12 protein-coding genes are annotated in these 20,970 nt (G+C 35.2%); 7 read left to right on the plus strand and 5 right to left on the minus strand.

All coding sequences use genetic code 11. The annotated features are described in order from the left end of the window. Positions 1–3 precede the first annotated feature (3 nt). Positions 4–648, minus strand: coding sequence for a murein L,D-transpeptidase catalytic domain-containing protein (locus ACFOW1_RS16145; protein ID WP_379015707.1), 645 nt, complete (start codon positions 646–648; stop codon positions 4–6). A gap of 183 nt (positions 649–831) precedes the next feature. Between ACFOW1_RS16145 and ACFOW1_RS16150 the strand changes: the two genes are divergently transcribed. Continuing rightward, the gene (locus tag ACFOW1_RS16150; protein ID WP_379015708.1) at positions 832–1,287 is read left to right on the plus strand and encodes a hypothetical protein; all 456 of its coding nucleotides are present in this window, start codon (positions 832–834) and stop codon (positions 1,285–1,287) included. A 101-nt stretch (positions 1,288–1,388) separates the two neighbouring features. Here ACFOW1_RS16150 and ACFOW1_RS16155 read toward each other — a convergent pair whose 3' ends face one another. Further along, positions 1,389–3,578, minus strand: coding sequence for a glutamine synthetase III family protein (locus ACFOW1_RS16155; protein WP_379015709.1), 2,190 nt, complete (start codon positions 3,576–3,578; stop codon positions 1,389–1,391). Between the two features lie 861 nt (positions 3,579–4,439). Here ACFOW1_RS16155 and ACFOW1_RS16160 point away from each other — a divergent pair. From ACFOW1_RS16160 to nhaA, 3 genes are all read left to right on the plus strand, one after another. Further along, positions 4,440–6,077 carry an outer membrane beta-barrel protein gene (locus ACFOW1_RS16160; RefSeq protein WP_379015710.1) on the plus strand — a complete coding sequence of 546 codons (1,638 nt, stop codon included), beginning with the start codon at positions 4,440–4,442 and terminating at the stop codon, positions 6,075–6,077. Between the two features lie 581 nt (positions 6,078–6,658). Further along, entirely contained in the window at positions 6,659–8,287 is a 1,629-nt protein-coding gene (locus ACFOW1_RS16165; protein WP_379015711.1) for an ammonium transporter, read from the plus strand. Positions 8,288–8,853: 566 nt separating this feature from the next. After that, entirely contained in the window at positions 8,854–10,068 is a 1,215-nt protein-coding gene (gene nhaA, locus ACFOW1_RS16170) for a Na+/H+ antiporter NhaA (protein WP_379015712.1), read from the plus strand. Positions 10,069–10,310: 242 nt separating this feature from the next. Here the strand turns inward: nhaA and ACFOW1_RS16175 are convergent, their stop codons facing one another. The 3 genes from ACFOW1_RS16175 to ACFOW1_RS16185 form a co-directional block, all read right to left on the minus strand. Then, a complete protein-coding gene (locus ACFOW1_RS16175) occupies positions 10,311–11,690 on the minus strand; it encodes an ammonium transporter (protein WP_379015713.1) in 1,380 nt (459 codons plus the stop codon). 258 nt (positions 11,691–11,948) lie between these two features. Beyond that, positions 11,949–12,683, minus strand: coding sequence for a LytR/AlgR family response regulator transcription factor (locus ACFOW1_RS16180; RefSeq protein WP_379015715.1), 735 nt, complete (start codon positions 12,681–12,683; stop codon positions 11,949–11,951). Positions 12,684–12,712: 29 nt separating this feature from the next. Continuing rightward, on the minus strand, positions 12,713–13,774 hold the full coding sequence (locus ACFOW1_RS16185) for a sensor histidine kinase (protein WP_379015717.1): 1,062 nt from the start codon (positions 13,772–13,774) through the stop codon (positions 12,713–12,715). A 306-nt stretch (positions 13,775–14,080) separates the two neighbouring features. On the opposite strand from ACFOW1_RS16185, the gene dxs reads away from it, so the two are divergent. The 3 genes from dxs (at position 14,081) to ACFOW1_RS16200 (ending at position 20,836) form a co-directional block, all read left to right on the plus strand. Beyond that, positions 14,081–16,006: a 1-deoxy-D-xylulose-5-phosphate synthase gene (gene dxs / locus ACFOW1_RS16190; RefSeq protein ID WP_379015718.1), complete on the plus strand. Its 1,926-nt coding sequence runs from the start codon at positions 14,081–14,083 to the stop codon at positions 16,004–16,006. A 263-nt stretch (positions 16,007–16,269) separates the two neighbouring features. Continuing rightward, entirely contained in the window at positions 16,270–19,326 is a 3,057-nt protein-coding gene (locus tag ACFOW1_RS16195) for a SusC/RagA family TonB-linked outer membrane protein (protein ID WP_379015719.1), read from the plus strand. Between the two features lie 31 nt (positions 19,327–19,357). Then, positions 19,358–20,836 (plus strand): RagB/SusD family nutrient uptake outer membrane protein, encoded by a 1,479-nt coding sequence (locus ACFOW1_RS16200; RefSeq protein WP_379015720.1) that lies wholly within the window; start codon positions 19,358–19,360, stop codon positions 20,834–20,836. Positions 20,837–20,970: the final 134 nt, after the last annotated feature.

Below are 20,970 nucleotides of genomic sequence, written 5' to 3' on the forward strand. Positions count from 1 at the left end.
TTTTTAGCGATAGATATATAGTAAAATAGGGCGCTTACTTGCAGTGATAATGGGATGTAAAGCTTCCAAAAAAGTGTAGGACACCATTGGGCAACCTAGACTATTGCAAATGGGTAAAGGATAAGACTGATTATTTGGTACACAACTATAGGCATGTAGTACCACATTGCGTTCAAAAGCATTGCTATTAGTGCTGTCTAGGCCAAATAACTTATAAGCTTTACCAAATTTACCATTGTATTGATAGCTTACTTTATACTTACCTAAAGATGTACAACCGCTGCTAATTTCATTTGAAAAAGTTGGTGTTTGGGTAAACTTACTATTGCCACTGCCATGTGCTACTAAGCCAGCTAATTCCACACTATCTTTTTGCATATTGTACACAAAGAATCTATTCTTACCACTTTGAATGCTCATATCTACAAGAAAACAGATGCGACTATTAAAATGGTTTGTATAAGCGAAAGTGCTGATTGTTTTACTTTGCTGCTTTAGCTTTTGTAATAATAAAGTATCGTTGTTGGGTATTGATTTTTCATGAAGCGCCTTGGTAGTTGTTTTTATAAATAATGTTCTGTATTGGTAAGCAATAAATAGTATGCTTAAACCAATCATTATAAATAGGGTGAGCCGTATTTTTTTCATGGTGGCTGAAGTGTTTTTAGTGCTTTAAGATGCAATAATGCATCATTTACACACAAACTATCTAATTGCGTAATGTTAAAAAATAGATAAAAGCAATCATTGTCTTTATGATGTTTTAAGTCTGGTAAGGCGTTTGTTTTGTTCTGAGAAAAAGCAATTCTTAAACACCAAAAACGTCTAACTATGAAAAGAACAATACACGTTTTGACCTTACTATTTACTGTAACCATTTTATTTTCAGGTTGTGTAAAATCGGTAGAAATATACAGTGACCCAATTATAGGTTCTTGGGTTTTAAATGATGCTTCTAAGGGTAACGCAAATGGCTGGCAGCCTTTATACACTGGCTTAGAAAATGGGGTATTTACATTTTATACCAATGGTGGGGCTAGTTACGATGATGGCTATCATTTATACCAAGGTAGTTGGTCTATAACCACAGTTTCTTCAGGCTATTATGATTATTATGGTAATTATTATGCTGATTATCACGATGCCATGCAAGTAATACTTCGCAGCAGTAATGGTGCTAGTATCAGCTTATATTTTGATGATGTGAATTTTAGTGGTGGCAATTATTTTTCGGCTACATATTATCGTAATAATTCAGTTGAGCGTTATGGTTTTAGGCGATATTAATGCGAATGGTAAAATTGAAATACATTTTTCAAGGTTAATACTATTAAAAAGCAAAAACCCCGCAATTGCGGGGCCTTTGTATTTCTCATGTTGCTAAAAAACTATCTTAAGAATAACATTTCTCTGTATTTAGGTAATGTCCATTCTTCATCATCTACCAAATGTTCTAATTTATCTACATGGTAGCGAATTTTATCAAAGTAAACACCTTTTACATCATCGCAATAAGCAATGGCTCTTGCACGTGTATCAGCAATATTATTAGCTACTTTTCTAGCTTCTACCATTGCATTTACTTGTTCGTATACAATGTTAATATGCTCGCTTACTTCATTTAAGATTGCAAGTTGGCTACGGTAAGTAGTTTCTGGTACACCTACAGCTTTAAGACTTTCAATGTTGCCAGCTAATTGCGTTAAGTATTTTACAGCAGCAGGAATAATGTGGTTTAATGCTAAATCGCCCATTACTCTCGCTTCAATTTGTACTTTTTTCAAGTATTTCTCAAGCTCAATTTCGTGTCTTGCTTCAAGCTCGCTGTGGGTATAGATATTATTGCTGGCAAATAAAGCTTTTGCCTTATCAGTTACCAATGCATCTAATGCCACAGGCGTTGTTTTTAAGTTTGGTAAGCCGCGCTTTTCAGCCTCAGCATGCCACTCTTCACTATAACCATCCCCTTCAAATAATACTTTCTTGCTAGCAACAATGTATTGTTGAATGGTTTGCATAATAGCAATTTCTTTCTTTTCGCCTTTTTCAATCAAAGCGTCAACATCTTTCTTAAATGTTTTCAAGGTTTGAGCCATGATGGTATTTAAGATAGTCATTGGGTTAGCACAGTTAGCAGTAGAACCAACAGCACGGAACTCAAATTTGTTACCAGTAAATGCAAATGGAGAAGTACGGTTACGGTCAGTATTGTCCATCAATAATTCAGGAATACTGCGGTGTAAATCTAATTTCAAGATTGCTTCATCTTGTTCGTCGAAGTTATCGCCAACACGTGTTTCAACTTCTTCTAATACTTTAAATAAGTATTGACCAACGAATACAGAAATGATGGCTGGTGGTGCTTCGTTTGCGCCTAAACGGTGGTCGTTTGGTGCAGATGCAATAGATGCTCTTAAAATATCAGCATAATCATGTACCGCCTTAATGGTATTAACAAAAAATGTTAAGAACATTAAGTTAGTCTTTGGCGTTTTACCAGGCGCTAATAAGTTAACACCTGTATCTGTAGCAAGGCTCCAGTTATTGTGTTTACCACTACCGTTTATGCCAGCAAATGGTTTTTCGTGCAATAATACTTTTAGTTTGTGACGTTTTGCTACGCGGTTCATTACGTCCATCAATAAAGTGTTATGATCAACCGCTATATTAATTTCTTCAAATATAGGTGCACACTCAAACTGAGCAGGTGCTACCTCATTGTGACGCGTACGTAAAGGAATACCTAGTTTATAAGCTTCGTTTTCGAAATCTCGCATGAAAGCATACACTCTTTCTGGGATAGTACCAAAGTAATGGTCTTCTAATTGTTGACCCTTAGCTGGCGCAGCACCAAAAACAGTACGACCACTTTGAACTAAGTCAGGACGTGCATTTGCCAATGCCTCATCTATAACAAAATATTCTTGCTCCCAGCCTAAAGTACCAGTTACTTTATTAACGTTTTTGTCGAAGTAATTACATACATCAACAGCCGCTTTGTTTAAAGCTTCTAAAGCTTTTAATAACGGTGCTTTATAGTCAAGAGATTCACCAGTATATGATACGAAGATGGTAGGGATACATAATGTTTTCCCATGGCCAATTTCTATAATAAATGCAGGTGAAGATGGATCCCAAGCAGTGTAGCCACGCGCTTCGAAAGTAGCTCTTAAACCACCGTTAGGGAAAGAAGAAGCATCTGGCTCTTGCTGAACCAATGCAGCGCCATCAAACTCTTCAATTGCTGTGCCATCGCTTTTTAAAGTAAAAAAGCTATCGTGTTTTTCAGCGGTAGTACCAGTTAATGGTTGAAACCAGTGTGTAAAATGCGTAACCCCTTTACTTTCTGCCCAAGCTCTTAAGCCGTTAGCTATTTGGCTAGCATTTGCTCTGTCAATTTTTTTGCCACCTTTAATACTGCCAACAAGACTTTTATAAGCCTCATCGCTTAGGTATTCACGTGCAGTCTTTAAAGTAAAGACACTTTCGCCAAAAATGGCGGTAATTTTAGACGATTTAGCACCTCCTGCTTCTACTTCGTCAGTTAGTTTGGTAATTGCCTCAAATCTTAATGACATGGTACTTTTATATTTAGATTAATAAGATAATTCATCAAAAGAACAATTTTTTTTGTTTTTCTCCAAAAAAATGCTTGCACTTATAATAAAATGTAAAAAAATTAACGCTTTCTGTGAAGAATTTTCCTAATTACGAATTAAAACAAAATATTAAATAAAAAAATATTGCAAAGTTATCTTTCCTAAGTATCTCTTCTTTGACGCAATAAAAAGAAATGCGATATTTTGTAATTGCTATTACTGTATTTCCTAGGCGTTCTTAATGCCTGCTTTTAGTTTTCTTTCCCAGAAATATTACATTGGAATTTTTTCAAACAAAGCCTTAATTTATTGTTGAAATTATCAATTAAATCATGGTTCCTTAATAAAAAATTAACCTTAAAAACATCTCGTTAATAAATTGTAAAATAAAAAATATGAAAAAATATTTTAAAAATTGATTTTTTTGAGTTTACCTTAGCAAAAAATAGGAATAGTTGAATTTTATTTAAAGTAAATGGAATTCTATGAAAAAATATCTTTTTGCTACTTTTTCTTTGTTTTTCAACTTGCTAATTTCCAATATATTTTTTTCTGTTTTAAAATTCAAACCATTCATTTATTAATAGGAAGTAGTAGTAATAGGCGATTGGTAAGTAGTGTAAAGCTAGTTACAAGATCATACAAACTGCCGCCTGCTTTCTAGTAATATTGGCCGATAAATATAACTATTTAAGTATATTATTTTTGCTAGCACCAATTAATATAAATTTTGTTAACCCTTTAAAACTTTAATGCAAAACAGATAAAATAAATCACCAAAACAGCAACCCAAGCAACCAAAACTAACAAGCAACATTTAAGCAACCAAAACTAAACACGATGTTCAAAAAAACAATGCTCTCGAGTATTGCACTTACTGCAATACTGTTTACAAATGCTCAACAGGTTAAAGAAAAATCAACGAGCCTCAATGAATCTACAGCAACAATATTAAAAAGTAGTTCTAATGTTATAGACGAGAAAACTGGTAAAAAAGTTGAAGAAGTATCACCTTCACCTAGCAATGTCTCTACAAATACAAGTGCTAATTTTAGTTTATTAGATAAAGGCTTCAGCGAATTCGCAAAAAATAATAGTATTCCTTTGTCTGCTAAGGGTTTACGAGCAAAGCAAAGAATGGCTACAAAAATGGGGAATGTAGCTGCCTTGGACTCTGTTCCTGCTGTGGCAGAACCTTCTGCTCCGTTCGCTTTTGCCGATTTTACATGGTTAAATGGAAATAATAGGCAAACAACTACTTTAATGGATGGACCTGTTTTTACACCAGATTTTACTGTAGATGTTAATTATACGAGATCAAACCAAAATCCTATTGATAATACTGTATTAGGTTCTACAGCTCTATCTAGAAACAATGAATCTACAGTATCTTTTGTTGGTATTGGTGGTGATTTTCATTGGCAAAATATTCGAGGTAGGCTTATGACCCAATTTGGTACAAGAGCAACCGTAGTACCAAGAAATGACTATAGTGGCTACAAAGGTCAGTACGATTTACCAGATGCATATAGATATTTATCTGAGGCTTATGCTGGTTACCATTTTAATAAATGGCATGGCATAAACGTTGATATGGGTATTTTCATGTCGTATATAGGCATGTTTTCTTATAATAATTTTGAAAATTGGAGTTATCAACCTTCTTACACTTCAGATAACACACCGTGGTTTTTCAACGGTATTCGTGTTCAAATGTTTCCCACCGAGAAAACAAAAATTGAGTTATGGTTTATTAACGGTTGGCAATCATATGCTACGTTCAATAAAATGCCAGGTATAGGTTTTTCTATTTTGCATAGGCCAAATGGTAACAATTCTTTTATTACTAATAATTATTATGGAACAGACGTAGCCGGCATACCTGAAGTTAAAAGATTCCATTCTGACAATACTTGGCAGCATAAATATTATGATAACCCTAAAGCAAAGGGTATTAAAAGAGCCGCATTTACTGTTACGGGTGATTTTGGCTTTCAATGGGGTACTGGTGGCGGTTACACATTTACGCCTTTTGGTGATTCCACAGCTTCAAACTTTATCAGTGGAATGGTTTATAACAGAGTTTGGTTTGGTAAAGATGCAAAATGGGGTTGGACAATAGGTGGTGGCTTTTTGCATAACCCAAGTAGATACCTCGCTTTGGTACCGCCGGGGCAAGCAACAGATAAATTCTTAAATGATGCTGTTCCTGGCGCTAAAATGGATGGTTGGGATGCTTCAACTTGTATTGATTACAGCCCAAACCAATTTATGACTTTAAGATTTGAGCTAGTGCATAGATATATGAGTATTCCGTATTTCAATGGTCCAGGCGGTGTTACTGGTCCTGGAGGCTATTCTGCTCTTCCTTCAACCTCGTTTAATCCCAATTCCTATATTCCTAGCACGTCAACATTTACACCAGATTTAGTAAAAGCAGAAACTAGAGGAATTATTGCTTTTATCGTAAGATTTTAACAGATATAAATTATTTAATATCAAATATGCTAATATAAAATATCAAAAGTGTAACTTTTATAATATATGCTCCTGCGTTTTAAACGTGGGAGTATATATTTAATTATAGCAAAAAATTAAAGTCTAAGTTTTGGCTAAAAGATAAGCCTATATAGGTCATAAGAATAGAATTCATATGTGCATTTAGATTATATATTGTTTAAATCATTTCGGATTGAATTTTTACTGACTGACACACTACTTTATACCTATGACTTATATATCGTAAGTATTTAGTCTAACAAATAGATTTTTAGATTATTTTGTTAATTTAAAATTTTATACATGACAATTGTATTTAACATTTCTGTTTTATTATTCATGATGTCTATTATTAGTTATGAAAAATATTCATCAAAAAAATTGGATACGCTTAAGAAAAAACCAAGAAACGTCAAATAAGTACTTATCAATTGGTTTTTAAAAAGAAGTTATTCATTAAGTATAAAATTATTTTATAAAATCTACTAGTTCTTTTAAGTAAAATTAATGGTAACAACTTTACTCGAATTCTATTTTTTCATAATTAAACCCCTATTCAAATGTTTTCAGCAACTTTAACCTCGCTAAGAGGATTGGGTAAAAGAAAAGCATATGCTGCCCCAACCTTACATCTTACCAAGGCACAGAAAATACGTTATGGTTTAACGTTTTTTGCTGGGAAAATACTTGGTGTGTTAATTATTTTGGCTGCAATGAAGGTATTGCCCGGTTTACTTGGTACAGAAGCACACGCACAAAGCGTTGATTCTTTAACAACCTCATTGGCCGATACAAAAAAGCAACTATTAGCTACCACTACCACTTTAACCAATACCGCCAATACTATCTGGACCTTAGTAGCTGCTTTTCTAGTATTTGGTATGCAAGCGGGTTTCGTGATGTTAGAAGCGGGGTTTGCTCGTCAAAGAGAAACAGTTAACGTTTTAATGGAATGTATTTTTGATACCTGTCTTTGTGGTCTATTATTCTGGGCTGTTGGTTATGCGTTTATGTTTGGCGAAGGCAATGCGTGGATTGGTTATCATGGCTTCTTTTTGCAAGGCGACCCAAATCCTTCAGCAACTGCGTCTGCTATTAAGGCGGGCGCGCCATTGGTAGCTGGTACTTATTTGGCTTATGGCATTCCTGTGATTGCGCATTGGATTTTCCAATATGCTTTTGCAGATACTTGCTCTACCATTGTATCTGGCGCAATGATTGGTCGTACTAGCTTCCGCGGTGATATTCTATATTCTATTGGTATTACAGGATTTATTTATCCAATTGTTGGGCATTGGGCTTGGGGGCCAGACGGGTTTTTAGCATTAATGGGTTCTGCAGGAAATTTCTTGCCATCACTTGGACAGGGTTTCCGTGATTTTGCTGGTTCTACTGTGGTACATACAATTGGTGGTGTTGCTTCTCTTGCTGGCGCAATAGTACTTGGCCCTAGATTGGGTAGAGTATTTAAACGCGACGGCGGTGGGCCAATGAGTGGGCACAATTTAACATTAGGAGCTGTAGGTACTTTTATTCTTTGGTTCGGTTGGTATGGTTTTAACCCAGGCAGTACTTTGTCTGCGGTAGATATGCAAGGTATTGGTCGTGTGGCCACTAATACCACTTTGGCAGCTTGTTCTGGTGGCATGGTTGCTATGTATTTAGCATTATGGTTTGGCGAATCAAAAGGAAAATTTGATTTGGGCTTTACTTGTAATGGTGTGCTTGGCGGATTAGTGGCTATTACCTGCCCTTGTTATTGGGTTGACCCTTTGGGCGCAGTAATATTAGGAGGTGTGGCAGGTCTTGTTGTGTATGTGGGCACACTTGCATTAGAGCATTTTAGAATTGATGATCCAATAGGCGCTGTACCGGTACATGGTTTAGCTGGTATTTGGGGTACACTTTCATTAGGTTTTTTTGGAGCGGGCAAATATGGTGTAACTGGTCCTACTGGCGCTGACAATTCTGCACCAGTAAAAGGATTATTCTATGGTGGTGATTTAAGTGTATTAAAAGCGCAAGCCATTGGTACATTTACTATTGCAATTGCCACATTTGTTATCACTTTTCTAATGATGTGGGTGATTAATAAATTACCAAATCCATGGAAACTACGTGTAGAACCAGAAGGTGAAACTTTAGGTTTAGATGTATTTGAACATGGTAGTGAGGCTTATCCAGCGTAGTTTCACAAGTTGAATAAATTAGTAACAAGGGCTTCTGCATACCAGAAGCCCTTGTTTTTTCACATTTAGTTACAAATCAATATTAAGAAAAAATTAAAAAATGATTAAAATTAGACAATAATAATTTTTGTATAATATGGCGCTTGTTAGCTAGAAAATAGTTTATTCTTATCGCTAGTGAAAGAATTTGTGCCACACAATTCAATAAATAATTTTTCCAGCGTTTTGTACTCAAATTTTGAGGGTTACTTTATTAATAATGAAATATGCCTTTATTATTGAATAATATTCGCCCCTTTTTCTCGTGTTTTGTCACTATTATTTGTATGTATTTACTGTGTTCCTTTGTTTTCTAATTGAATGAAATTAAACATAATAATTAAAAACAAACAATCATGAGTACTTTACAAATCATCGCTGCATTTGCAATCTTAGTAGCTACAATCGTACTTCCAGCTTTCAAACAAAGTCGTACAACTAAAGCATAATTAGTTATAAGTAAAATAAAAAACGGTCTGAATCATTGGTTCAGACCGTTTTTTATTTAAATTCACTCATAATTTATTATGAGCAAGCGCCTAATAGGGTTGACCAAACTGAAAACCCAAATTTTTAGCCCACTTCGAGATTTCTTTGCGGATAGTAGAGCCATCGGTATTGTTTTAATTGCTTGCACTGTTGTATCGCTCACACTATCTAATTATTCGCCTACAAGTCTTATTTATACTAAGTTTTGGGAGAATGAATTTCATTGGTTTGTGCATTTTTTACATCTGCCAGAAACGAACCTGCTGTTTATTAATGATGTTTTAATGACTTTCTTTTTCTTCTTGGTAGGCATGGAAATAAAAAGAGAGTTAACAATTGGCGAGCTAGCATCTTTACAGAGGTCATTATTACCAGTTTTTGCTGCATTTGGTGGCATGCTCTGTCCAGCTATTATATTCATTTTGTTGAATAATGGAACACCGTTTCAAAAGGGTTGGGGTATTCCTATGGCTACCGATATTGCTTTTTCTTTAGGGATATTATCTTTATTAGGCAAACGAGTACCTGTACAACTCAAAATATTTTTAACGGCTTTGGCAATTATCGACGATTTAGGTGCCGTTCTTACCATCGCTGTATTTTATTCTGCCAATATTAATTTCTTATACCTTGGGTTTAGTGCTGTAATAGCGCTAATAGTAATAGGGCTAAATAAATTTAAATTCAATAACTTATTGTTCTATTTAGTACTAGGTATATTGCTTTGGTATTGTATGTTTAATTCTGGCATACATGCAACTTTAGCTGGTGTTATTATGAGCTTCTGTATGCCTTTAAACCAATTGTCAAAACTTGAGCATAGGTTATTTCATCCAGTAAACTTTGTAATCATGCCATTATTTGCCTTGGCAAATACGGCTATTGTTTTACCTAAGAACATAGATTTTATAATTACGTCTACCGTCAGCTTTGGTGTTATTGCTGGTTTGGTTATTGGTAAGCCACTAGGTATTTTTTCTTTTTCATACTTGGCTGTTAAGTTTAAAATGGCAGCTAAGCCAGCTAATATCAATTGGAAGCAATTACTTGGCGTTGGGATGATTGGCGGTATTGGTTTTACAATGAGTATATTTACTGCTGCACTTGCTTATACAACACAAGATTTACAAATTATTGCAAAAGTGGCAATCATTATTGCCTCAATTATTGCAGGTATTTTGGGCTATATCATGTTGAGGTTTTATACGAAAATAGTTGTATTTCCACTTGAAGTAAGTGATCTAGTAGACTAGAATTTTTTATAACTGCTACAATGCGACACTATTGCAGAATTTTGGAAATTAAAGAGCCCGCTATCTAGTAATCTCTTTTATTTTGTTGTTACAAATACATATAATATTAAAAGTTAATACGTTTGTTAATCTTACTTTAATATTTTCGAATATTTTAACATGCTAATTTTATTACACAAAAAAGGAAGCTATAGAGCTTCCTTTTTTGTGTAATCTTGATAGATTTTTAGTATATTTTGTGGCTAATGTGCTGCCTCTTCTCTTAGACCATTGGCTGTTTTTACAAGTAATGTACCTTGTACATAATTTTCATCGTGTTGGCTAGCATCTAAACCTTCTTCTTCATCTTCTTCGCTTACACGAACTGGCACGATAAAATTAATAAATTTGAATATTAAATAAGATACCACAAAGCTGTAACCAACAGCACAAGCCATAGCTTTTAACTGGGTTAAAAAGAAACTAAAATTGCCATAGGCCAAACCATTATTGCCAAGGCTATTGACTGTTTTAGTGGCGAAAACACCTGTTAGTAACATACCTACAATACCGCCCAATCCATGACAAGGAAATACATCTAACGTATCGTCTAAGCTTGTTTTTGATTTAATAGTTACAGCAACATTTGAAATAACGGCTGCTAAAACACCAATAAAAATACTTTGTGGAATCGCTACAAAGCCTGCGCCTGGCGTAATGGCCACAAGACCTACAACCGCACCAACGCAAAAACCTAATACCGATGGTTTCTTACCTTTTAATACATCAAAAAACATCCATGACAAGCCCGCGGCTGCAGCAGCGGTATTGGTAGTGGCAAATGCAGAAACCGATAAGCTATTGGCGGCCAATGCCGAACCCGCATTAAATCCAAACCAGCCAAACCATAATAAGCCAGTACCAATTAATACATAGGGAATATTTGCAGGTACAGTTTCTTTGCTAATAAACCATGATTTTCTTGGTTTTAAAACTAGTGCACCTGCAAGTGCTGCGCAGCCTGCAGAAATATGAACCACTGTGCCGCCTGCAAAGTCAAGAGCACCCATTTTTGATAAGAATCCATCCGGATGCCAACTCCAATGTGCCAATGGTGCATACACCAATAACGCAAATAATACCGTAAATAAGATATAAGCTGTAAAGCGCATTCTTTCAGCAATAGCCCCCACTACTAAGCCAGGTGTAATTACTGCAAACATTAGTTGGAACATTGAAAACAATAACATTGGAATAGTTGGTGCCAAACTCCAAGGCTTGCCAGAAAGTACGCCTTTAAAAAATAAGAAAGTTGTAGGGTTACCAATAAAACCGCCTATCGAATCCCCGAAACATAGGCTAAAGCCTACAATTACCCAAAGCACGCTAACCACGCCTGCCGCTACCACGCTCTTCATCATGGTAGATAACACATTTTTACGATGCACCATACCGCCATAGAAGAATGCTAAACCTGGCGTCATTAAAAATACCAATGCAGTGGCTACAATAATCCAAGCAATATCTGCGGCGTTAAACTTGCCTTCATCATATATAGGTATACTTTTAATAAATAAAGCCGAGACGGCTACAACACATAGTATTAAAAATGGGGCTGCCGTTTTAAAGGTCAATTTTGACATGATATCTTTGTTTTGGTTAATGAAACTTCAAATATTTTTGTAAAAGTATAAAAATTATACAGTAACGTTAAATATTGTATACATTTATTAAATTTTAATTTGTATTTTCAATTCATTTGTTACTCAAAATAGTTTAGAATTCAAGATTTTTTAACTGAATATATATTTATTTTAAAAAATTATATTTTTTTGCCTTGGTGCTGATAATAAAAAAGCCGTTGCAATTTGCAACGGCTTTTGAATGGATTGTATTTAATATTATAAACTCATCATTTCTTTAAACTTTACCGTTTGCCGGCGACTTACTTCTATTTTTTCACCCCCTTTCAAATCTACCAATAAACCGCCATTAAAATAGGGTTCTATTTTTTCTACCCATCTTAAATTAATGATATGCTTTCTGTTGGCCCTAAAAAACATTCGCTCATCCAAGCGTTCTTCAAGTGCGTTGAGTGATTTTAAAATCAGGGGCTTATTGGCACCAAAAAATACTTTGGCATAATTACCCACACTTTCAAATAAGCGAATATCGCCTAGCTTTACGAACCAGCATCTCTCGCCATCTTTTACAAAAACTTGGTCGTTTTCATTGAGTGGTCCACGGTTATAATTGGCATTGCCTTCCGCTTTTTCCTTATTTAATTCGTCGTGAAATTTATTGATCGCATCACTAAGGCGTTTAGGCTCTACAGGCTTTAATAAATAATCCAAAGCATTTACTTCAAATGCTTTGATAGCATATTCATCGTAGGCTGTAGTAAAAATGACCTTCGGGGCTTTATCTAATTCTGATAATAAATCGAAGCCAGTTTTACCGGGCATTTGTATATCTAAAAATATCAACTCAGGATTGTGTTGTTCTATTTTTTCTAAGCCTTCGTCTACATTAGTGGCTTCATCTACCACTTCTATATCACTATGTTCTTGTAATAGTTTTTTTAGCTCGTTTCTAGCTAGTCTTTCATCATCAATAATAATAGCGCTTATTGCCATCGTACTTCTATTTTAGTAGTCAAAATTTGTTAAATAGGTATTGATACCCTTGCTTGTACCAATTTATTACCCGCATCGGTAAGTTCAAAGTTGGCATGTTTGCCGTAAAGTAGTTTCAATCTATCTTGCGTACTTGCAATACCAAAACCTTCCATATTGTAATCGCTGCTAAGTTCGCCAGTGTTCTCTACAATCAGTAAATGTTTTTGATTATATATTGTAGAAGAGATTTTTACCAAACCGCCTTGCTTTTGCTTGCCAATACCATGTTTAATCGCATTTTCAACCAAAGTTTGCAACATCATGGGTGGTACAGGTAAATTTAAAGTATCTTCATTAATATGGTATTCTACACGCAATCTATCTTCAAAACGAATATATTCTAGAGCTAAATAATCTTTCACAATACTTAATTCTCTTTCTAGTGGTGCAATTTCTATTTTTTCTATTTGCATACTGCTGCGCAAAATATTACTTAGTTCTGTAATAGCTGTTCTTGCTCGTTCAGGGTTTTCATCTACCAAAGCGCGAATACTATTTAATGCATTAAAAATAAAATGTGGATTAATGTGCGACTTAATGGTGCGTAGTTCCAAATCTTTTACAGTCGTTTCAAGTTTAATTTTATCAATCTCAGAATTGGTATTCATTTGAATATAATGCCAGAGATAATAAAAGCTTGTCCAAGCAAAAATGATAGGTGAGTCGCTGAATAAGTTGTAATAAGAGCGCTGTAATAATGTGAATTTACGTTTAGGATCGTAAAGTTCAAAAATCTCTACTAATGCACTATTAAATAGACCGTAGAAATAAGCGCCTATAACTGTACAACTTAGAATAAGCCACCATTTTTGTTTGATATGTGGTGGACGTAGTTTTAATTGAATGATTGCTAAACGTAGTAAGTGAGTGATGATTAAGCCAGTAAACAATGAAATGAATAATCTTGGGTAAAATCTAGTTGGTTCAAAGTTTTTCGCGAATTGTGGATTTGAATTTAATTGGCTAAGTGTGAAAAATAAAGAAACTAGACCGTAAAAAAGCCAGCCTCCTATTTGACAACGCCAATATAATCCTGATTTGTTTTTCATCGTAAGTAAAGGTAATATTGCCCTATTCTTAGTAAATGCTAAAAATTATTAAAGGCAATTAGGGTTTGTGTTTGGTAGAAAATAGTTTGCGCAAATAAACAAAGAATACTTCGCCGCGAACTACTTTTTATTAGCAATGAAAACAATAGATGGTAAAAAATTACTGCATAAAATTGACCTTGATATGCTTCAAAGATCATTATCATAGTTTTAAGCCTAATACAACAATTCTTTCTGTATTTTGTCTTCATTGTTTCTTTATGTGAAACCTGTCTAAAACACTAATTTTACAAAAATTACCACTTCATGGAAATTGTACCAGGCGCTTTACTTAAACAAATTAACTCACCCAACGATTTAAAAAACGTTAGCAGAGAACAGTTACACCAAGTTTGCGACGAATTACGTCAGTACATTATTGATGTGGTAAGCGTGCATGGTGGGCATTTTGCTGCAAGCCTTGGCGTGGTAGAACTGTCTGTTGCCCTACATTATGTGTACAATACACCTTATGATCAATTGGTATGGGATGTGGGTCACCAAGCATACGGTCATAAAATTTTAACTGGTAGAAGAGACGCATTTCCAACAAATAGAAAATATGGCGGGCTAAGCGGTTTTCCTAAACGTTCAGAAAGTGAGTACGATACTTTTGGTGTGGGACATTCTTCTACTTCTATTTCTGCGGCTTTGGGCATGGCGATGGCTGCTAAATACAAAGGAGAAAATAGAAAAAGTGTAGCCATTATTGGTGATGGCAGTATGACAGCAGGTATGGCTTTTGAAGCCATGAACCATGCGGGTGTAGCTGATAGTGATGTGCTGATAATATTGAATGACAATTGCATGAGTATCGACCCGAATGTGGGTGCGCTTAAAGAATATTTAACCGACATTACGACAAGCCCTACGTATAATAAATTAAAATCTGACGTTTGGAAAATAATGGGCAAACTGCCTGTGGGCAAAGGTTTTAGTCGTGCTATGGCTCATAAGCTTACCGAAGGTGTGAAAGGCATGGTAAGTAGTAGTAGTAACTTATTTGAAGCATTGAAGTTGCGTTATTTTGGGCCAATAGATGGACATAATATTACCAATTTGGTAGATACCTTAAAAGATTTAAGAGAAATTCCTGGACCTAAAATCCTGCACATTGTTACCGTGAAAGGCAAAGGATATGCATTGGCTGAACAAGATCAAACTAAATGGCACGCGCCAGGTTTGTTCGACAAAATCACTGGTGAAATAGTTAAGAAAACTTATAATGCCCCACAACCACCAAAGTATCAAGATGTATTTGGTCATACAATGATTGAGCTGGCTGAGATGAACGACAAAATCATGGGCGTAACACCTGCAATGCCAAGCGGCTCCTCATTAAAGTTCATGATGGAAAAAATGCCTAATCGTGCTTTTGATGTGGGTATCTGTGAGCAGCATGCTGTAACACTTAGCGCTGGACTGGCTACTCAAGGTATGCGTGTATTTTGCAATATCTATTCTTCGTTTATGCAACGTAGTTTTGATCAAGTGGTGCACGACGTAGCAATTCAGAAATTACCAGTGGTGCTATGTTTAGACAGAGCAGGTTTAGTAGGTGAAGATGGGCCCACACACCACGGCTGTTACGATATAGCGTATTTTAGATGTATACCAAACATGATTATTGTTGCACCGATGAACGAGCAGGAATTACGTAACTTGATGTATACAGCACAGCTAGAAAGTACCAAATATCCTTTTGTTATTCGTTATCCAAGAGGTGAAGGGGTAATGCCAGAGTGGCGAACCAAGTTTGAAGCGATAGAAATAGGAAAAGGTAGAAAGCTCAAAGATGGTGCCGGTATTGCTATTTTATCAATTGGTCATCCTGGCAATTTCGTGCAGGCAGCCATTAGAGAGTTAAGAACAGAAGGCTTAAATCCTGCACATTACGACATGCGATTTGTAAAACCGATTGATGAAGCCATGTTGCATGAGGTATTTTCTAATTACAGTAAAGTAATTACTGTGGAAGATGGTACAGTTGTAGGTGGTTTTGGCTCGGCGGTATTAGAATTTATGGCACAACATGATTATCAAGCATCTGTTAAAATTTTGGGTATTCCTGATAGATTGGTGGAGCATGGTACTTTAAAAGAGTTATATCGAGAATGTAGATATGATGCTGCAGCTATTGTAGATGCTACCAAAAAGATGTTCGAAGTGTCTTCTGAGCTTTCAGTGGGCTAAACAATACTTCTTATTTCGTATATCATTTTATTTAATACTTAAAAAGCGACCCCAATCTAGGGTCGCTTTTGTTTTGTTGTGATAGTTTATATACAAATTTTCTCATTATTTGGCTTAGTTGGTATCAAAAACTTAGCGTTTTTTATGTATTCGGGAAATCTTGTGAAAATGCAAGATGATGCAGCAATTTTTTGTTGCTGATGTCATTTATTTATTAAATTGCAATTTGTTAAAGTTTTATTAATTCCCAAAACATCAGATTTATGAGAAAACTCTGCACACTATTAATGTGCTTTCTAGTAGCTGTCACACAGTTATTAGCGCAAACAAAAACAATCACAGGAAAGATTGTAGATGAGAAAGGTACACCTGTCGTAAACGCTTCGGTTTTAGTAAAGGGTACTACCAAAGGCACTACTACTAGTCAAGATGGTAGTTTTACTTTATCTGTACCATCAACTGCAAAAGCTTTGGTTATTTCTTCGGTTAATTTTACAACACAAGAGGTAACCATTAAAAGTACTTCTGTAAACGTAACCTTACAATCATCTACTTCTAGTTTAGATGAAGTGGTTGTGGTAGGTTATGGTACCCAAAAGAAATCTAACCTTACTGCTTCGGTTGTTAATGTGGGCGGAAAAGTGGTTGAAAACACGCCGATGTCTTCGGTTGACCAAATGCTTCAAGGAAAAGTGGCAGGTTTACAATCTGTAGCGTCTACAGGTCAAGTTGGTGCCAATCAATTGGTAAGAATTAGAGGTGTTGGCTCATTTGGTTTAGGTTCTAGCCAGCCTTTATACATTGTTGACGGTGTTCAGATTAATAGCGGTGATTTGTCTAACGGCAATGGCGGTGGATTTAATATCAATCCAAGTACCAACGTATTAGCTGCTTTAAACTCAGATGATATTGAAAATATTTCTGTGTTAAAGGACGCTGCTGCCACGTCGATTTATGGTTCTAGAGGTTCTAATGGTGTTATCATTATCACTACCAAAAGTGGTAAAGTTGGCAAAACACAGTTTAGATTTGATACTGAAATTGGTAACAATACGGTTATTAAAATGCCTGAAGCTGGTAGACCTTTGGCTGCGGCTGACTGGTTTACTTTGTTAAGAGAGGGTTTGGTGAATTCTGGTGCTAGTCAAGCATCTATTGACGCTACTATGGCAAACTATGGTTATGGCAGTAATATTGATACCCACTGGCTTGACTTGGTAACCCAAACTGGTACCCAAGAACAATATAATTTAAGCGCCAATGGAGGTGATGCTAAAACAAAATTTTATTTATCTGGTGGTCTTTTCAAGCAGCAGGGTACTACCATTGCAACTGATCTTCAAAGAATTACTGGTACGTTAAAAATTACACATAATGCATCAGACAAATTATCATTTACAACCAATGCTAAGGTTGGTGATGTAGTGCAAAATTCTGCATTGGCGTCAAGTGGTATTTCTGGTGGCGGTGGTTATTTTGGTAACCCAGGTTATGTGTCATTGGTATTAAGACCAACACAAAATCCATACAACGCAGATGGTTCTTTCAATATCAGTACTAATAATAACTATGGCTTTCCCGCGCATTACAATCCTTTGTATGTTGCGGCCAATGATAAACGCTATTTAAAACGTTTAAGTTTAATTGGTGGTGAAACAGTTGAATATAAGATTATAAAAGATTTAAAGTTTACTAGTAATATAGGTTTACAATATACTAGTGATGAAGAGTATCAATATAATAACCCTTTTATGGGTGATGGTTCTGGTTCAAGTGGCGCTGCTACATCTATTAATACTAGAAATTTCTTATGGGACTGGTATAATCAATTTGACTATCATTTAGACTTAATAAAAAGTAAGAAGTTTGTCGTTGACTTAAAAGCAGGTTATGAAGCTATCAAAAACAGCAGAAGTCAATTAATAGGTTCCGTAAATAGTTTCCCGCCTAAAGTAGACTTATATTCATCTGAAAATGCGGCCACATCTACTCAGGGTAACCAATATTTATCAGATTATGCTTTTGCATCGATTTATTCTGGTGCAAATTTTAGTCTATTAGATAAATATTCATTATCTGCAAGTTACAGAAGAGACGGTTCTTCAAGATTTGGTAGTAATAATATCTATGGTAATTTCTATTCAGTTGGTGCATCTTGGAATGTGATCAACGAAGATTTTATGAAGAATGTAAAATTCATCACTGGCTTAAAATTGAAAGGATCATACGGTACGCAGGGTAACGCAGAAATTGGTAACTACCAATGGCGTCCTACTTATAGTTATGGTGCTAATTATAATGGCGTAGCAGGTGGTACATTCAATAATATCGGAAATGTTAATCTGACTTGGGAAAAATTAAAACAATCTAATATTGGCATTGAAGTAAGTTTCCTTAAAAGCAGAATTACTGTAAATGCTGATTTGTACAAACGTACTACTGAAGGTGCTTTAATTGGACAAAAAATATCTCCTACAACTGGTTTTAGTAGCTTTATCAATAATGCAGCGGGTATGGAGAATAAAGGGTTTGAAATATCTGTTAATTTAATTCCTGTTCAAGTAAAAGACTTTACATGGCAAATTAATTTCAATATTTCACACAATACTAATACCGTTACTTCTTTGCCAGCGGGTGATCAGGCGAATCCTCAGAGTAGTTCCTATTTACTGCGCCAAGGCCAAGATTTTTATGCATTTTATACAAGAGCTTGGGCGGGTGTAAATCCTGATAATGGTGCGGCACAATGGTATACAGATAGCACAAAAAGTACCATTACAACCAATCGTGCCAATGCTAAATTATTCTTAGTTGGCAAAAGTGCATCACCAAAATATTTTGGTGGCTTAGGTAATACGTTTACATTCAAAAACTTCTCTTTGTCATTTGACTTCTATTACAATTATGGTAATTACATTCAAGAAGGCTATGCACAATATTTCTTAGATGGTACTTACCCTACTCGTGGTAAATATGCTGAAAACCTTAAAAGATGGCAGAATAAAGGTGATATCACAGATGTACCAAAATACGTTTATGGTAATACAACCAACTCTTCTTCAGGTTCAGATAGATTATTGTATAAAGGCGATTATATACGTTTGAGAAATTTACAATTAGCATATAAGCTTGATAATAAAGCCATTTTAAGTAAGCTACACGTCTCAGCAGTTAACTTTTATGTAAGAGGCACCAATCTTTGGACTAAAACCTATGATGATCGATTGTTAAGTGATCCTGAACAAGGTGTATTAGGTCAAAGTAACCAATCGGTTTTGCCTTCTAAATCGGCAACTGTTGGTTTAAATATTACATTTTAATTAAAACGTGTACAATAAAATATATTTATCGATGAAACAAATATTAATAAAACAATTTTCAATATTTATTGCTGCAACAATGCTTCTGAGCGCCTGCAATAAAACTTTTCTAGATAACAAGCCTTACAACTCTGCGGTTTTGGGCGATGCTATTAAAAATGAAGCAGATTTAAGTGCTGCCTTAAACGGTCTTTACGGATCATTAAGGGCTACCGACTTCTATGGTAGAACTTATGTAGTTAAAGGCGATTTAATGTCTGATGATTGTTTTTTGTCAGTAGCAAATTCTGGTAGATACTTAGCATTTAACCAATATAATATGGTGTATAATGATGGTTATGCTACTGCCATTTGGGCAAATGCCTATACAGCTATTAAAAATGCAAGCTTTATTATTAATTCTGGATTTCCTGTTAGTACAGATAATGCCAGCCAAATGATGTCTGAAGCTTATGCTGTTAGAGGTATGGTATTGTTTGACCTTTGCAGAAACTTTGCTAAACCTTATACCGATAATCCAGATGGTTTGGGTGTACCAATCGTTACTACATTTGATCAATCATCAAAACCTGCTAGAAGTACTATTAAACAGGTATATGCACAAGTTTTATCTGATTTAAATCAAGCTTATACCTTGGCAAAATTCAACCAAGGCGCTACTATGGTTCTAGCAGGTTCTGGCGCTAATAGAACATTGAATTCTTCATTTATCTCTAAGTATGCTATAAAATGCTTATTAGCTCGTGTTTATCAAAACATGGGCGATTGGGCAAATGCTAAAGCAGCAGCTTTAGATGTATATACCAATGGCGGCTTCTCTTTAACAGCAAGTACCGCTTTGGTTGGTTATTGGAAAGGTACTACACCAAGAACTGATAAAGTGGAAACAATGTTTGAAGTTACTTCTGATGCTAATAATAGTGTAGCCGATGGTACTTTAGCAAATTTATTCGTTCCAAAAACAAATGGCGGTAGTTATGGTGATATCTTAGCTACACAAAGTTTTTATGATTCTTATGCTGCAAGCGATGTTCGCAAACAATTATACAACCCTTCAATTAGGTCTGGTCAATTAGGCACTGCCATTTATATTACCAAATATCCAATTGATTATGTGAATTATGATGATGTAAAGATTTGCCGTTATGCAGAAATTTTACTGATCCTTGCTGAAAGTTACTATAACACAGGTGATCCTACAAATGCTAATTTGTTCCTTAATATGGTAGCCCAAAAGAGAGATCCATCTTTTGCTGGTTATGCATCTACGGGCACACAAATTTTAGAAGATATTTTAAACGAACGTAAAAAAGAGTTTGCATTTGAAGGCTATCGTTTTTGGGATTTGTTCCGCTTAAAAAGAAGTTTTGTAAAAGTTCAAGCACAAGATGGAACATCTTCAGTTTCTCAAAGCATTACCGTAACGCCGTCAACTTTGAATATCATATTCCCAATTTCATTTGATGAAATGCTGGTAAATCCTAACATGGTTCAAAATCCTGGCTACTAGTAATCTCCTGCTTCATTAAATAAAAAAAGAACGTGCAATGCACGTTCTTTTTTTATTTAATAATTATACATATGAAACAGTAAAATATATGATACTATTTGATTAAAATCTATTTAAATCTTGCTCGTCTCAAC

Origin of the sequence: Parasediminibacterium paludis, from assembly GCF_042651445.1 — a bacterium.
Lineage (GTDB): Bacteria > Bacteroidota > Bacteroidia > Chitinophagales > Chitinophagaceae > Parasediminibacterium > Parasediminibacterium paludis.

Coding starts and splice junctions, on each gene's coding strand:
- ACFOW1_RS16145 (WP_379015707.1), bottom strand. CDS start 648: ATGAAAAAAATACGGCTCACCCTATTTATAATGATTGGTTTAAGCATA.
- ACFOW1_RS16150 (WP_379015708.1), top strand. CDS start 832: ATGAAAAGAACAATACACGTTTTGACCTTACTATTTACTGTAACCATT.
- ACFOW1_RS16155 (WP_379015709.1), bottom strand. CDS start 3,578: ATGTCATTAAGATTTGAGGCAATTACCAAACTAACTGACGAAGTAGAA.
- ACFOW1_RS16160 (WP_379015710.1), top strand. CDS start 4,440: ATGTTCAAAAAAACAATGCTCTCGAGTATTGCACTTACTGCAATACTG.
- ACFOW1_RS16165 (WP_379015711.1), top strand. CDS start 6,659: ATGTTTTCAGCAACTTTAACCTCGCTAAGAGGATTGGGTAAAAGAAAA.
- nhaA (WP_379015712.1), top strand. CDS start 8,854: ATGAGCAAGCGCCTAATAGGGTTGACCAAACTGAAAACCCAAATTTTT.
- ACFOW1_RS16175 (WP_379015713.1), bottom strand. CDS start 11,690: ATGTCAAAATTGACCTTTAAAACGGCAGCCCCATTTTTAATACTATGT.
- ACFOW1_RS16180 (WP_379015715.1), bottom strand. CDS start 12,683: ATGGCAATAAGCGCTATTATTATTGATGATGAAAGACTAGCTAGAAAC.
- ACFOW1_RS16185 (WP_379015717.1), bottom strand. CDS start 13,774: ATGAAAAACAAATCAGGATTATATTGGCGTTGTCAAATAGGAGGCTGG.
- dxs (WP_379015718.1), top strand. CDS start 14,081: ATGGAAATTGTACCAGGCGCTTTACTTAAACAAATTAACTCACCCAAC.
- ACFOW1_RS16195 (WP_379015719.1), top strand. CDS start 16,270: ATGAGAAAACTCTGCACACTATTAATGTGCTTTCTAGTAGCTGTCACA.
- ACFOW1_RS16200 (WP_379015720.1), top strand. CDS start 19,358: ATGAAACAAATATTAATAAAACAATTTTCAATATTTATTGCTGCAACA.